12 protein-coding genes are annotated in these 13,545 nt (G+C 73.8%); 8 read left to right on the plus strand and 4 right to left on the minus strand.

Going from position 1 to position 13,545, the window contains the following annotated elements; all coding sequences use genetic code 11:
* Nucleotides 1–64 precede the first annotated feature (64 nt).
* On the plus strand, nt 65–1,453 hold the full coding sequence (locus AC060K_RS18125; RefSeq protein ID WP_483766745.1) for a glycoside hydrolase family 6 protein: 1,389 nt from the start codon (nt 65–67) through the stop codon (nt 1,451–1,453).
* A 95-nt stretch (nt 1,454–1,548) separates the two neighbouring features.
* On the opposite strand, the gene AC060K_RS18130 is transcribed toward AC060K_RS18125, so the two are convergent.
* Nucleotides 1,549–1,926 carry a hypothetical protein gene (locus tag AC060K_RS18130; protein ID WP_483766746.1) on the minus strand — a complete coding sequence of 126 codons (378 nt, stop codon included), beginning with the start codon at nt 1,924–1,926 and terminating at the stop codon, nt 1,549–1,551.
* A 109-nt stretch (nt 1,927–2,035) separates the two neighbouring features.
* Nucleotides 2,036–3,529, minus strand: coding sequence for an adenylosuccinate lyase (gene purB / locus AC060K_RS18135; protein WP_483766747.1), 1,494 nt, complete (start codon nt 3,527–3,529; stop codon nt 2,036–2,038).
* Between the two features lie 242 nt (nt 3,530–3,771).
* On the opposite strand from purB, the gene AC060K_RS18140 reads away from it, so the two are divergent.
* Together AC060K_RS18140 and AC060K_RS18145 are read left to right on the plus strand one after the other, a co-directional pair.
* A complete protein-coding gene (locus AC060K_RS18140; protein WP_483766748.1) occupies nt 3,772–4,068 on the plus strand; it encodes a hypothetical protein in 297 nt (98 codons plus the stop codon).
* Nucleotides 4,065–5,570 carry a hypothetical protein gene (locus tag AC060K_RS18145; protein ID WP_483766749.1) on the plus strand — a complete coding sequence of 502 codons (1,506 nt, stop codon included), beginning with the start codon at nt 4,065–4,067 and terminating at the stop codon, nt 5,568–5,570. Before AC060K_RS18140 ends, AC060K_RS18145 begins: the two co-directional genes overlap by 4 nt.
* On the opposite strand, the gene AC060K_RS18150 is transcribed toward AC060K_RS18145, so the two are convergent.
* Complete coding sequence (locus AC060K_RS18150; RefSeq protein ID WP_483766750.1) at nt 5,560–5,964, minus strand: phage holin family protein; 405 nt, start codon at nt 5,962–5,964, stop codon at nt 5,560–5,562. The genes AC060K_RS18145 and AC060K_RS18150 overlap by 11 nt on opposite strands.
* A gap of 14 nt (nt 5,965–5,978) precedes the next feature.
* On the opposite strand from AC060K_RS18150, the gene hisC reads away from it, so the two are divergent.
* On the plus strand, nt 5,979–7,100 hold the full coding sequence (gene hisC, locus AC060K_RS18155; RefSeq protein WP_483766751.1) for a histidinol-phosphate transaminase: 1,122 nt from the start codon (nt 5,979–5,981) through the stop codon (nt 7,098–7,100).
* Here the strand turns inward: hisC and AC060K_RS18160 are convergent.
* Nucleotides 7,097–8,023: a DMT family transporter gene (locus AC060K_RS18160; RefSeq protein WP_483766752.1), complete on the minus strand. Its 927-nt coding sequence runs from the start codon at nt 8,021–8,023 to the stop codon at nt 7,097–7,099. The two genes, hisC and AC060K_RS18160, sit on opposite strands and share 4 nt — an antisense overlap.
* A 68-nt stretch (nt 8,024–8,091) precedes the next feature.
* On the opposite strand from AC060K_RS18160, the gene pdxR reads away from it, so the two are divergent.
* The 4 genes from pdxR to AC060K_RS18180 all read left to right on the plus strand — a co-directional run bounded on the left by pdxR (nt 8,092) and on the right by AC060K_RS18180 (nt 13,522).
* Nucleotides 8,092–9,600, plus strand: a complete 1,509-nt coding sequence (gene pdxR, locus AC060K_RS18165) for a MocR-like pyridoxine biosynthesis transcription factor PdxR (protein WP_483766753.1) — start codon at nt 8,092–8,094, stop codon at nt 9,598–9,600.
* A 154-nt stretch (nt 9,601–9,754) separates the two neighbouring features.
* Complete coding sequence (gene pdhA, locus AC060K_RS18170) at nt 9,755–10,936, plus strand: pyruvate dehydrogenase (acetyl-transferring) E1 component subunit alpha (protein ID WP_483766754.1); 1,182 nt, start codon at nt 9,755–9,757, stop codon at nt 10,934–10,936.
* Entirely contained in the window at nt 10,933–11,958 is a 1,026-nt protein-coding gene (locus AC060K_RS18175) for an alpha-ketoacid dehydrogenase subunit beta (protein WP_483766755.1), read from the plus strand. The genes pdhA and AC060K_RS18175 overlap by 4 nt, the downstream gene beginning before the upstream one ends.
* A gap of 10 nt (nt 11,959–11,968) precedes the next feature.
* Nucleotides 11,969–13,522: a dihydrolipoamide acetyltransferase family protein gene (locus AC060K_RS18180; protein ID WP_483766756.1), complete on the plus strand. Its 1,554-nt coding sequence runs from the start codon at nt 11,969–11,971 to the stop codon at nt 13,520–13,522.
* The last annotated feature ends 23 nt before the right edge of the window (nt 13,523–13,545 follow it).

The raw sequence follows: 13,545 nt of genomic DNA on the forward strand, positions 1-13,545 counted from the left end.
TGCCGCGGGTGAAGGGGCTTCCTAGCGTGATCGCGGACATTCCCCCACGAAGAAGGAGCCAGTCATGCCCCAGGTACGACGACGTGCCCGCTGGGCGGCACTCGCCGCGATTGCGAGCCTGTTCACCGCCGGCGCCGTCGGCGTGAGCGTCACCGCCGCGAGCAGTGCCACCGCCGCCGAGGGCTGCACGGTGAGCTACCGCGTCTCGAGCCAGTGGAGCGGGGGCTTCCAAGGGGACGTGACGGTCACCAACCTCGGTGCGCCCATGTCGTCCTGGCAGCTGCGGTGGACCGCCGCGCCGGGTCAGACGGTGAACCAGGCCTGGAACGCCACGGTCTCCCAGTCGGGCACCACGGTCACGGCATCGAGCCTCTCCTGGAACGGGGCGCTCGGGACCGGCGCCTCCGCGTCCTTCGGCTTCATCGCGTCCTGGAGCGGGACCAACCCGGTGCCCGGGACGTTCACCCTGAACGGCGTGACCTGCACGGGCGGCGTGGTGAACCCGACCCCGACGCCGACCCCGACCCCGACCCCGACGCCGACGCCGACGCCGACCCCCACGCCGTCGCCGACGCCCAGCCCCACCCCGTCGCCCACGCCGCCGGTCACCGCGTCCAGCTTCTACGTGGACACGACGACCCAGGCGTACGCCGCCTGGACCGCCGCCAGCGGCACCAACAAGTCCTTGCTCGCCAAGATCGCGCTGAACCCGGCCTCGTACTGGGTCGGCAACTGGGCCGACGCCTCGCACGCGCGCCAGGAGGTCCTGGACTACACGTCGCGCGCCGTCGCCGCAGGCAAGACCGGCATCCTCACCGTCTACGCGATCCCCGGCCGTGACTGCGGCTCGCACTCGGGCGGTGGCGTGGCCGAGAGCGAGTACGCCCGCTGGATCGACACCGTCGCGTCCGGCATCCAGGGGAACCCGTACATCATCCTCGAGCCGGACGCCCTCGCCATGCTGGGCGACTGCTCCGGCCAGGGCGACCGCGTCGGGTTCCTGAGGTACGCGGCGCAGAAGCTCACCGAGGCCGGCGGGCGCGTCTACATCGACGCCGGCCACGCGTCGTGGCTGACGCCGTCCGAGGCGGCGCGCCGGCTCAACCTGATCGGCTTCAACCACGCGGTCGGGTTCGCGATCAACACGTCGAACTACCAGACGACCGCCGCGTCCAAGACGTGGGGTGAGCAGGTGTCGGCGCTGACCGGCGGGTCCAGCTATGTGATCGACACGTCGCGCAACGGCAACGGCTCGAACGGCGAGTGGTGCAACCCCCGCGGTCGCGCCCTCGGCGAGCGGTCCACCGCCGTGAACGACTCCAGCCACCTGGACGCCCTGCTCTGGGTCAAGCTGCCCGGTGAGTCGGACGGTGCCTGCAACGGCGGCCCGGCGGCCGGCCAGTGGTGGCAGGAGATCGCGCTGGAGCTGGCGCGCAACGCCACCTGGTCGTAGCCGAACCACGGGTGCGCGCCAGACTGCTTCCAGATCGCCCAAGCAGGGGTTGAAGCGCCCGGGAAGCAGTCTGGCGCGCCCCCCGGCGTCCGAGATCAGGACGCGCGCCGCAGCCGGCCGCCCGTGTCGGGCCAGCCCACCACATAGCGGTCCGTGAGGATCAGGGCCTTGCTCGCGAACGCGTTCCGCAGCACGATCCCCGACGGCGACAGCTCGATGATGGTGAGCGGCTCGTCGGACCCGTCGAGCAGCCAGGGCTCGGCCAGCTCGCGCAGGCCGCGCTCCAGGACCAGCTCCTCCGCCTCGTGGAAGCCGAGCGCCCCGCCGACCACGTGCCCGAGGCGGTTACGCGGGACCACCTCGCCGTAGTCGTCGGTGACCGGTTCGAGATAGCCCACCGTCTCGCCGTCCTCGCGCGTGACGGCGAGCCAGCGGTCGGTCGGCACGGCGGGCGGCGTCTCAGCAGGCGTCATGCCGCCACGGTAGCCGGGGCAGCCGGACCTGCCACCCGCATTTCTGCTGGGTACGACGACGCCGCGGCCCCTCCCGGGAGAGGCGGCCGCGGCGTCGTCGCACAGCCGATCAGGCCAGGTGGTCCCGGACGAGCTGCTCGGCCAGGCCCGTGTAGGTGGCGGGGGTGAGGCCGCTCAGGCGCTCGGTGACGTCGGCGGGCAGGCCCAGGCCGGCGACGAACTCGCGCATGCGGCCGGCGTCCACGCGCTGCCCGCGCGTGAGGTCCTTGAGCCGCTCGTACGGGTTCTCCATGCCCGGCACGCCCGCGACGGACGCCGCACGCATCGCGGACTGCACGGGCTCGCCCAGCACCTCCCAGTTCTGGTCGAGGTCCTCGCGCAGCAGCGTCTCGTTCACCGCGAGGGCGCGGAGCCCGCGGGCCACGTTGTCGATGGCGAGGAGCCCGTGCCCGAAGGCCGGGCCGATGTTCCGCTGCGTGGTCGAGTCGGTGAGGTCGCGCTGCAGGCGGCTGGTCACGAGCGTGGCCGAGAGGGTGTCGAGGAGCGCGCACGCGATCTCGAGGTTGGCCTCGGCGTTCTCGAAGCGGATCGGGTTGATCTTGTGCGGCATCGTCGACGAGCCGGTAGCGCCCGCGACCGGGATCTGCGTGAAGAAGCCCAGGGAGATGTACGTCCACACGTCGGTCGCCAGGTTGTGGAGGATCCGGTTGAACCGGGCCATGTCCGCGTAGATCTCCGCCTGCCAGTCGTGCGACTCGATCTGCGTGGTCAGCGGGTTCCACGTGAGGCCAAGACCCTCGACGAACGCCTTCGACACGGCCTGCCAGTCGGCCCCGGGGACGGCGACCACGTGCGCGCCGTACGTGCCGGTGGCGCCGTTGAGCTTGCCCAGGTACTCGCCACCCTCGATCCGGCGCAGCTGGCGCCGCAGGCGGTGCGCCAGGACGGCGAGCTCCTTGCCCAGCGTGGACGGCGTGGCGGGCTGCCCGTGAGTGCGGCTGAGCAGCGGGACCGCCGCGTGCTCACGGGCCAGGTCGGCGAGCTGGTCGGCGAGCGCGGTGGCCGCGGGCAGCCAGACCTCGCGCACCGCGCCCTGGACCATGAGCGCGTACGACAGGTTGTTGATGTCCTCGCTGGTGCAGGCGAAGTGCACGAGCTCGCTGACCGCCGGGAGGTTGCTGCCGCCGAGCGACTCGGGAGCGGCGGCGATGCGGCGCTTGATGAAGTACTCGACGGCCTTGACGTCGTGCACCGTCTCGCGCTCGATCGCGGCCAGCTCGGCGATCTCCTCGGCCCCGAACGTGGCCGGGATGCGGCGCAGGTACTCCTGCTCGTCGGCCGTGAGGGTGCTGGCGCCCGGGACCACGGGCGCCGCGACGCCCGGCGCCCCGTTGCACAGCGTGATCAGCCACTCGACCTCGACGTGGATCCGCGCGCGGTTCAGGGCGGCCTCGCTCAGGTGGTCCACCAGCGGTGCGACGGCGGCGCGGTAGCGGCCGTCCAGCGGCCCGAGGGCGATGGGGGGCGTCACCTCCGCGAGGGAGATCCTGGCGGCGGTGGGGGCGGCGGTGGCGGGGGCGCTGGTCTCGGGCACGTCCTGCATTCTCCCACGGTGGGTCGCGGCACCGCCTGGAAAGACCGGCCTGCGGCCGTTCCGCGGGTGCGACACCGACCACAGGCAGGGATTTCGCCGATCCGTCCACAGCCCGCTCCCGTTGCCCGACGGCGGCGCCCCCCGCCGCTCTAGCGTCACCCGTGCAGGGGCCAGAAGGCCGGGGCGGGCGACGAGAGGTGGTTCGGGATGGGTGCTCCGAGGATCGGCACCGGGACGACGGGACGGGTGCCATGACGGGCGATGAGTGCCTGCCCGCGCTCACCGGCGTGGGCGACCCGTCGGGCGCGCTCGCTGCCGCTCGAGCCATGGCGCTGTCGGCGGACGACGCAGGACGGACAGCAGCGGACGTGGCGTGGGAGTCGCAGGCCGCCTGGCTGTTCCGGGAGGCGATCACCGCGGCGCGGGCGGCACTCTCGCGGGACCTGGACGCGCTGGACGAGGCGCTGCGGCTCGCCGGCGCGTACCTGGTCGCTGTGGACGATGCCCGCCGTGCAGCGATTGCGCGGGTCGCCGGAGGTGTCGGGTGAGCGAAGCGGCAGACACGCTCATCGTGACCGGCGGCACCGGCGCGACCGCGGTGGTGGCCGAGGAGGTGCGGCTGGCCGCAGCACGGGCCGCCGCGGCCGCGGAGCAGCTCCGCGCGGCCGCAGCGCAGTGCTGGCAGGCGCGCGCGGTCCTCGACCAGGACGTGCTGCTCTGGGCCGGCCCGCAGGCGGCCGTGGAGCGGGCGCGGGCATCGGTCATCGAGGTGGTCGACGACGCGGCGCGGCGGCTGCACGGGGCCGCCGAGCTCCACGACCTCCTCGGCTGGAGGCTCCTGCGAGCGGCTGGGCTGTACGAGGAGGCGGAGTCCGTCGCGACCCGGGTCGTCGGCGCCCTCGTCACGGCAGAGGGGTTCGTCCAGGGTGCCTTCTGGAGCGGCGGCTACCGCTGGGCCGGTGGCGTGGTGGCCGGTACGGCACTGGGGGCCGCGGCCCTCGCGGGGCTCGCCACGCTCGACCGTCTGACGCGTGGGACCGTCACCCCGGCGGCCGCCCTCGGGGTTGTCGCGCCGTGGGCCACGCGCGCCGCGGGACCGTGGTCGGACGAGCTCGTGGCGGGCATCGGCGCGGGCGTGGCGTGGTCCCACCCTCGCTCCGCGGGCGGTGACCTGAGCGTCGGCGGCGGCGCTCGCGTGCTCGCCGACGCAGTGCGCCGGGCTCCCTTCGTGGACGTGCCGCCCGGGCTGGTCGTGACCCCGCTCGAGGCAGGCGACTTCGGACGCGGCCGGCCACCGGACTGGGCCGGGTCGGGCGGGTCCGTGGCCGAGTCGCTGCGCCGGGTGGCCGACCTCTACCCCTGGGCCGGAGACGTGCCCCATGCCACCGTCGCCGTCCAGCGCGTGGTCTCCCCCGAGGGCGGCGTCTCGTGGACCGTCCTGATCCCGGGAACGGAGTCGGTCCTGCCCGCGGACCACCCGTGGGACGCGGTGACCGATCTCGACCTCATGGCGAGGCAGGCCGACGGCGCGTCAGCCACCGTCCAGGCCGCCCTCGCCGCGGCAGGGGCAGGACCCGACGAGCCGGTCACGCTCGTGGGCCACAGCCTGGGCGGGATCGCCGCGATGGCTCTCGTCTCGTCGGCGGCCTTCACGGACCGGTACCGGGTGGGCGGAGTGGTGACCGCAGGCTCGCCCGTGGCACCGTTCGCGGCGCCGCCGGGTGTCCCCGTGCTGCACCTCGAGACGCCTCAGGAGCTGGTGTCGAACACCGACGGCCGCAGCAGCGGCGAGAACCCGCACACGGGCGACCGCGTCACCGTCGCCCGGGACCTCGCGGCGTCCGCCGACCCCGGCGACCGGGCGGCCTCGGGGAGCCTGTCCGCGGCGCACGGCGTGCCGACGCACGTGCGCACGCTCGAGCTCGCCGTGGCGTCCGGCGACGCACGGGTCGCGGACGTCGTCGGACGGATCGCGCCCCTGCTCGACGGGAAGGAGGTGACGACGACCTTCTACCGCGCCGAGCGAGCGCCTGCGGGGATCAGTCCTTGAGCTTCTTCGGCAGCACGGCCGTCAGGATCATCTGGATGATCGAGATCACCAGGGCGCCGAGCACGAACCACCAGAAGCCGCCGTTCACATCAAGGCCGATCTGGTTCCCGAAGAACCAGTCGGCGTTCGAGATGAGCGTGGTGATCCACAGCATCAGGGCGTTCACCAGGAGGGTGAAGAGTCCCAGCGTGAGGATGTAGAGAGGGAGGGACAGCAGCTGCACGATCGGCTTGACGATCATGTTCACCAGCCCGTAGACCACGGCGACCACGAGCGTCGAGAGCACCACGCCTCCGGTGGTGCCGTCGCTCACCACATTGAGGTGGTCGGCGAGGAGCCAGGCGGACAGCCCGATCGCTGCGGCTGTGATGACGATACGGACCAGGATCTTCATGAGGGCATCGTGGCATGCTGAGGCCCGTGGAAACACCCTTCTCGTCGGCCGGTCGCGAGACTGTCGCCGCCACCGTGCCGCTCCGTCCCGCAGTCTCGGCCCTGCCGGCTTACGTCCCGGGCGCCCGGGTCGCGCCCGGCGGCCGGGCGTGGAAGCTCTCGTCGAACGAGAACCCGTACGCGCCGCTCCCGTCGGTCGTCGCCGCCATCACGGCCGCCGCCGGGGAGACCAACCGGTACCCCGACATGTACGCGTCCGAGCTCGTCGAGGTGCTCGCGGGCCACGTGGGCGTGACGCCGGAGCAGGTGGTCGTCGGCAACGGCTCGGTCGCCGTGCTCTCCCACGTGCTGCAGGCGGTCGTCAACGAGGGTGACGAGGTGGTCTACCCGTGGCGCTCCTTCGAGGCCTACCCGATCGCGGTGGCCGTGGCCGGTGGCACGAGCGTCACCGTCCCGCTCGAGGCGGGCACGGGTCGGCTCGACCTGCCGGCCATGGCGGCGGCCGTGACTCCGCGCACCCGCGTGGTGCTGGTCTGCACGCCCAACAACCCCACCGGCCCGGCGGTGCGCGCAGACGAGCTGTCGGCGTTCCTCGCCGCCGTGCCGCCGGACGTGCTCGTCGTGGTCGACGAGGCGTACCTGGAGTTCGTGCGGGACCCGGCGGCGCCGTCGGGCACGGAGGTGCTCGCCGCGCACGCCAACGTGGTGCTCCTGCGCACCCTGTCCAAGGCCTACGGCCTCGCCGGGCTGCGCGTCGGGTACGCGGTGGCGGAGCCGCGCCTCGCCGCGGGCATCCGTGCGGTGTCCACCCCGTTCGGCGTCTCCCACGTGGCCCAGGCGGCAGCGCTCGCCTCGCTCGCGCAGCCCGCGCAGGCCGAGCTCATGGAACGGGTCGGCCTGCTGGTGGCGGAGCGCACCCGGGTGCAGGGCGCCCTGCGCGAGCAGGGCTGGGAGCTGCCCGAGTCGCAGGCCAACTTCGTGTGGTTCGGGCTGGGGCAGGCCACCCTGGAGTGTGCCGCGCAGGCCACCGCCGCCGGTGTGCTGGTGCGGCCGTTCGCAGGCGACGGGCTGCGGGTGAGCATCGGCGAGCCGGCTGCCAACGATGCCTTCCTGGCGGTGGCGAAGTCCTGGGTCTAGCGGCGGCCGGAGGACCGGGCGCGGACCCCGAGCGTGACTCCTGCCACGACCACGGCGACCCCTAGCCAGACCGCAGGCCCCGGCACGGGCTCGCCCAGGAGGATTCCGCCCACCGCCGCGACCACCGGGACCACGCCGGTGAACAGGCCGGCGCGTCCCGGGCCGATCCGCCCGACTGCGGTGTACCAGAGCAGGAAGGCGACCACCGTGACGCCGAGGGCGAGGTGGAGCGTGGCGAGCAGGTGCTCGGGGCGCAGCGTCGCGACCGCCGTCGGCCCTTCGGTCACCAGGCTGAGGACCCACAGGCCTGCGGCCGCGATCCACGCGGCGTGCAGCGAGACGCCGTGCGGACCGAGCCTGCCCAGCACCGGCACGGCGAGCAGCGTGAACCCCGCCTCGCAGGCGAGCGTGAGCAGCGCGTAGCCGACCCCCGCCGCGTCCGTGCGCCCGCCGCCGGTCACGAGCACGGCCCCCACGGTCACCACGACCGCGGCGACGACGACCACCGGCGCCGGCCGCGTGCCACCCAGCAGCGGCCCCACGAGGGCGAGGAGCACCGGGACCGTCGCGACGGCGACGCCGATCACGGCGGGTTCGGCGTGCGCCACGCCGCGCACCACTCCGATGTTGAACAGCACGAGCCCGGTCAGTGCGACGCCCGCCACCCACGCCCACTCCCGGCCGCGCGGCACGGGGACCTGCCGTCCGGTGAGCCGGACGACCAGGACGAGCACGAGGGCCGCCACCGTGTACCGCAGGGCCTGGACGGCGAACAGGGGTGCGTCCGCGAGCATCCCCGACACGGCGACCTGGCTGCCCACCAGCGACATCCCGAGCGCTGCGAACAGCGGCCCGCTCCCGGGGCGTGCGCGTCCGGCGGGTTGTTTCCGGTGGTCGGGCAGGGCGGTGATCGTCGTCGGCATGCTTCCCAGCCTGGCCGGGCTTTGGTATATCTGACAGCACCAAACCGGCGTCAATGAAAAGGACCAAGATGCGAGGGTCCGACTTTCTCCAGCTCGACCGCGAGCAGGCGCCGCCCGGGGGTCTTGCCTCCTGGCTCGCCGACGCGCTGCGGGCGGCCGTGGCCGACGGCAGGCTCGCCCCGGGAGAGCGTCTTCCCGCCACCCGGTCGTTCGCGGAGGAGCTCGGCTGCTCGCGGGGCGTGGTGGTCGACGCGTACCAGCGGCTCACCGACGAGGGCCTCCTGGCGGGCCGCCGCGGGGGCGGGACCGTCGTCCGGGCCGGGTGGGCCCTGCCGTCCGTCCCGGTCGACGGCGCTCCCGCGCAGGCACCAACGCCGGCGCGGGCACCGGCGTCTCCGCAGGCACCCGCCCGCGCAGCGGTTGCGCCGAGCGCCAGGATCGATCTCGCTCCTGGCCTCCCCGACCTGTCCGCGTTCCCGCGCTCGGCGTGGGCGCGCGCGGAACGGACCGCTCTGGACGACCTCGCGGCCGGCGACCTCGGCTACGGCGACCCCCGAGGGCTCCCGGCCCTGCGCGAGGCGCTGGTGGGATGGCTCGCCCGGACGCGCGGCCTGCAGGCCCACCCCGACGACATCGTCGTGGTCAACGGCGTCTCGCAGGGCCTGATGCTCCTCGCGCGTCTCCTTCGAGCCCGGGCGGTGACCCGGATCGGCTTCGAGGACCCCGGTTCGCGGGGTGCTCGCGAGCACCTGCGCCGCTGGGACCTGGAGCCCGTCCCGGTCCCGGTGGACGAGAGCGGGCTCGACGTGGGCACGCTGGCCGGGTCAGGGCTCGATGCCGTCCTGGTCACGCCCGCGCACCAGTTCCCCACGGGGGTGGTGCTCGCGCCCGCCCGTCGTCAGGAGCTCGTCGCCTGGGCCCGCGCGGGGGACCGCCTGGTCCTGGAGGACGACTACGACGCCGAGCACCGCTACGACCGGCCCCCGGTCCCCGCCCTGCGCGCCCTCGCCCCCGACCACGTGGTGCACCTCGGCAGCGTCTCGAAGTCGCTCGCCCCGGCGGTGCGGCTCGGCTGGGTGCTGGCGCCCGCAGCCCTGCGGGCCGAGCTGGCCGAGGCGCGGTACTGGACGGACCTGGGGTCGCCTGCGCTGCCCCAGCTCGCGCTGGCGCGCTTCATCACCTCGGGCGGGTTCGAGCGCCACCTGCGCCAGGTCCGACGCCGGCACAGGGCCCGCCGGGACGCCCTCCTCGAGGCGCTCGCGTCTCACCTGCCGGACACGACGGTGCATGGCGTGGCGGCGGGCCTCCACCTGCTGGTGACGCTGCCCGACGGGATCGACGACGTCGCCGTGTCGCGTCGCGCAGAGTCGGAGGCCGGGGTGCGCGTGCAGCCCCTGTCGTCGCACCGCCTGGGTGACGGGCCGCCCGGGCTCGTCATCGGCTATGCGGCGAACACCCCTGATCGGCTCCAGGACGCCGTTCGGGGGATCGCGCAGGCGGTTCGGCGCGAGGTGCGGGGCCCTGCCGCCGCGTCGCGTCGCCGGGATGCGGTTCCCGTGCGAGAGTCGCACGATTGAGGTTTCCTCCAAAGAGGACACCGACACCTTGGGTGACCCGGCGACTGCTTAACCTACGGAGCCGTAGCCTACGCTTGCGTAGGCTACGAGGACGTAGGTTGCGGCGTTCCAGCAGCGGGGGCCGGCGTCCGGATGTTGCAGTGAAGGAGACCGCGTGAAGCACGACACCGACGGGGGCGACGTACCCCTCCTGCAGCTCCTGACCCCTGAGGGCGCGCGTGTGACGTCCCGGGGAACGAAGCACTACCGCGACCTCGCGGCAGGGCTCACCACGGAGCGGCTGCGCGAGATGTACCGCGACATGGTCCTGACGCGCCGCTTCGACGACGAGGCGACGTCCCTGCAGCGGCAGGGGGAGCTCGCGCTCTACGCGCCTGCCCGCGGCCAGGAGGCGGCGCAGGTGGGCAGCGCCCACGCCCTGCGGCCCCAGGACTACGTCTTCCCCTCGTACCGCGAGCACGGCGTGCTGCAGGTGCGCGGCGTGGACCCCGTGGACCGGCTGCGCTTCTACCGCGCCTCCGACCACGGCGGCTGGGACCCGAACGAGCACAACGTCCACCTGTACACCGTGGTCATCGGCTCGCAGGCGCTGCACGCGGCCGGGTACGCCATGGGCGTGCAGCGCGACGGCGCGGTCGGCACCGGGGACGACGCGACGGACACCGCCGTCGTCGCGTACTTCGGCGACGGAGCCACCTCCCAGGGTGACGTCAACGAGGCTCTCGTCTTCGCCGCGGTGAACGACGCGCCGGTGGTGTTCTTCTGCCAGAACAACCAGTGGGCCATCTCGGTGCCGACGTCGAAGCAGTCGAAAGTGCCGATCTACAAGCGGGGCGAGGGCTTCGGGATCCCCAGCCTTCGCGTCGACGGCAACGACGTGCTGGCCGTCTACGCCGCCACCACCGAGGCGCTCGAGCGCGCCCGCAGCGGCGGCGGTCCCACCTTCATCGAGGCGTTCACGTACCGGATGGGTGCGCACACCACCTCGGACGACCCCACCCGTTATCGCACCACCGAGCAGGAGGAGCTGTGGCGCGGTCGTGACCCGATCGCCCGCCTCGAGACCCTGCTGCGCTCCGAGGGCGGCCTCGACGACGCGTTCCTGACGGAGCTCGCCGCCGACGCCGAGGCTCTCGCCGAGCGCGTCCGCACCGAGACGCGCGAGCTCCACCCGGGCTCCGCGACCACCATCTTCGACGACGTCTACGGAACCCCGCACAGCATCGTCGCCGAGGATCGCGCCTGGTTCGAGGCCTTCGAGGCGGGCGAACCGCCCGCGGGTCCTGCCGCCGGCGCGCCGACCCCTGCCGCACACCCCCAGGGAGGGACCCGATGACCACCACCGCCGAGCACCGGGAGACGACGACGATGTCGAGCACCCGGACCCTCACCCTCGCCAAGGCGATCAACGAGGGCCTGCGCCAGGCCCTCACGGACGACCCGAAGGTCCTGCTCATGGGCGAGGACATCGGCCCTCTGGGCGGCGTCTTCCGCGTGACCGACGGCCTGCAGAAGGAGTTCGGCGAGGATCGTGTCGTGGACACGCCGCTCGCCGAGTCCGGCATCCTCGGGACGGCGATCGGCCTCGCGCTGCGCGGCTACCGGCCGGTCTGCGAGATCCAGTTCGACGGCTTCGTGTTCCCGGCCTACAACCAGATCACGACCCAGCTGGCCAAGCTGCGCTACCGCTCCCGCGGCGCCGTGAGCGTGCCCGTCGTGGTCCGCATCCCCTACGGCGGCGGCATCGGCGCCGTGGAGCACCACAGCGAGAGCCCTGAGGCGCTGTTCGCCCACACCCCGGGCCTGCGGATCGTCTCGCCTTCCACACCCCAGGACGCGTACACGATGATCCAGGAGGCCATCGCCTCCCCGGACCCCGTGCTGTTCTTCGAGCCCAAGGGCCGCTACTGGTCCAAGGGTGACGTCGACCTCGACGCTCCGGTCGGGTCGGCGACGCTCAACGCTGCCCAGGTGGTCCGCGCCGGCACCGACGTCACGCTCGTGGCCTACGGGCCCACCGTCGCCACGGCCCTGAAGAGCGCGGACGCGCTCGCGGCCGAGGGCCGCTCGGCCGAGGTGATCGACCTGCGTGCCATCTCGCCGATCGACACGAGCACCATCGCGGCGAGCGTCCGCCGGACGGGCCGCTGCATCGTGATCCACGAGGCGCCCGTGTTCTTCGGCGCCGGCGCGGAGATCGCGGCGCGGGTCACCGAGGAGTGCTTCTACGCGCTCGAGGCGCCCGTGCTGCGGGTGGGCGGGTTCCACACGCCGTACCCGGTGGCCAAGCTCGAGCACGACTACCTGCCGAGCGTCGACCGCGTGCTCGACGCCGTCGACCGCGCCTTCGCGCACTGAGAGGCTGTAGATGTCGAACCAGCGCTTCCTCCTGCCCGACGTGGGGGAGGGCCTGACCGAGGCCGAGATCGTCGAGTGGAAGGTCGCCGTCGGTGACCGGGTCGAGGTCAACCAGACGATCGTCGAGATCGAGACCGCGAAGTCCCTGGTCGAGCTGCCGTCGCCGTGGGCCGGCACGGTCACGGGGATCCTCGTGGGGCAGGGCCTCACCGTCGACGTGGGCACCCCGATCATCGAGATCGCCACGGGGGCGTCGGCAGCAGCCGCAGCTCCCGTGGCCGACGCCGGCGGGTCGGCCACGGCGAACGGCTCGGCTCTCCCCGCCGCGGGTGGGCAGGTCCCGGCGGCCGCCCCGGCCGCCGCGCCTGAGACGTCCGGCTCGGTGCTCGTGGGCTACGGCACGGCCGAAGCGGCGGCCTCGGGCCGTCGTCGCCGGTACGCGGCGGGTTCGGGGGGCCCTGCGCCCGCCCCCGCCCCCGCCCCCGCGGCCGCGGCGGCGGTGCAGGCGCCACCTGCTCCCGCTCCCGCGCCCGCCCCGGCCCCGGCGGCCCCCGCCGCCCCCGCCCGAGCCGCCCACCCGGCCCCCGCCCACCCGGCCCCCGCCCTGGCGAGCGTGCCCGCCCAGGCCGACCGTTCGCCGTCGGGCACCGACACCGCCGCACGCGCCCGCGTCCTGGCCAAGCCCCCCGTGCGCAAGCTGGCGAAGGACCTGGGGGTTGACCTGGCGAGCGTGCCGGCGAGCGGACCGGGCGGGATCGTCACCCGCGAGGACGTCCTCGCCAAGTCGAAGGCCGCCGAGCCCCAGCAGCTGGCGAGCTGGTCGGACGAGCCGTGGCTCGCGTCGGGCACGGTCTCGGCTGACGGACGCCAGACGCGCGTGCCGGTGAAGTCCGTCCGCAAGCGCACGGCCGAGGCGATGGTCCACAGCGCCTTCACCGCGCCGCACGTGACCGTCTTCCACACGGTCGACGTCACGCGGACCATGCGCCTCGTCGAGGACCTCAAGAAGGACCGCGACTTCGCCGACGTGCGCGTCACGCCGCTGCTCATCGCCGCCAAGGCGGTGCTGCTCGCGATCCGGCGCCACCCGCAGATCAACGCGACCTGGGACGAGACGGCGCAGGAGATCGTCTACAAGCACTACATCAACCTGGGGATCGCCGCGGCGACCCCGCGGGGGCTCGTGGTGCCCAACATCAAGGACGCGCACGCCCTCGACCTGCTCGGGCTGGCCCAGGCGATCTCGGGCCTCACGGGCACGGCCCGCGCGGGGCGCACCAGCCCCACCGACATGTCCGACGGCACCTTCACGATCACCAACGTGGGCGTGTTCGGCATCGACTCGGGGACGCCCATCCTCAACCCGGGCGAGGCGGGCATCCTGGCGTTCGGCGCCATCCGGCAGCAGCCCTGGGTGCACAAGGGCAAGATCAAGCCGCGCTGGGTGACGCAGCTGGCGCTGAGCTTCGACCACCGTCTCGTCGACGGCGAGCTCGGGGCGCGGTTCCTGTCCGACGTGGCCCGGGTGCTCCAGGACCCGGCGGTCGGCCTGGTCTGGCGCTGACCCCCCGCTGAGGGAGTGCCTTC

Source organism: Antribacter sp. NEAU-D49 (assembly GCF_057158775.1).

Excerpts from the sequence above, each read along its gene's own strand:
- AC060K_RS18125 (WP_483766745.1), top strand. The coding sequence starts at position 65 with ATGCCCCAGGTACGACGACGTGCCCGCTGGGCGGCACTCGCCGCGATT.
- AC060K_RS18130 (WP_483766746.1), bottom strand. The coding sequence starts at position 1,926 with ATGACGCCTGCTGAGACGCCGCCCGCCGTGCCGACCGACCGCTGGCTC.
- purB (WP_483766747.1), bottom strand. The coding sequence starts at position 3,529 with ATGCAGGACGTGCCCGAGACCAGCGCCCCCGCCACCGCCGCCCCCACC.
- AC060K_RS18140 (WP_483766748.1), top strand. The coding sequence starts at position 3,772 with ATGACGGGCGATGAGTGCCTGCCCGCGCTCACCGGCGTGGGCGACCCG.
- AC060K_RS18150 (WP_483766750.1), bottom strand. The coding sequence starts at position 5,964 with ATGAAGATCCTGGTCCGTATCGTCATCACAGCCGCAGCGATCGGGCTG.
- hisC (WP_483766751.1), top strand. The coding sequence starts at position 5,979 with ATGCTGAGGCCCGTGGAAACACCCTTCTCGTCGGCCGGTCGCGAGACT.
- AC060K_RS18160 (WP_483766752.1), bottom strand. The coding sequence starts at position 8,023 with ATGCCGACGACGATCACCGCCCTGCCCGACCACCGGAAACAACCCGCC.
- pdxR (WP_483766753.1), top strand. The coding sequence starts at position 8,092 with ATGCGAGGGTCCGACTTTCTCCAGCTCGACCGCGAGCAGGCGCCGCCC.
- AC060K_RS18175 (WP_483766755.1), top strand. The coding sequence starts at position 10,933 with ATGACCACCACCGCCGAGCACCGGGAGACGACGACGATGTCGAGCACC.
- AC060K_RS18180 (WP_483766756.1), top strand. The coding sequence starts at position 11,969 with ATGTCGAACCAGCGCTTCCTCCTGCCCGACGTGGGGGAGGGCCTGACC.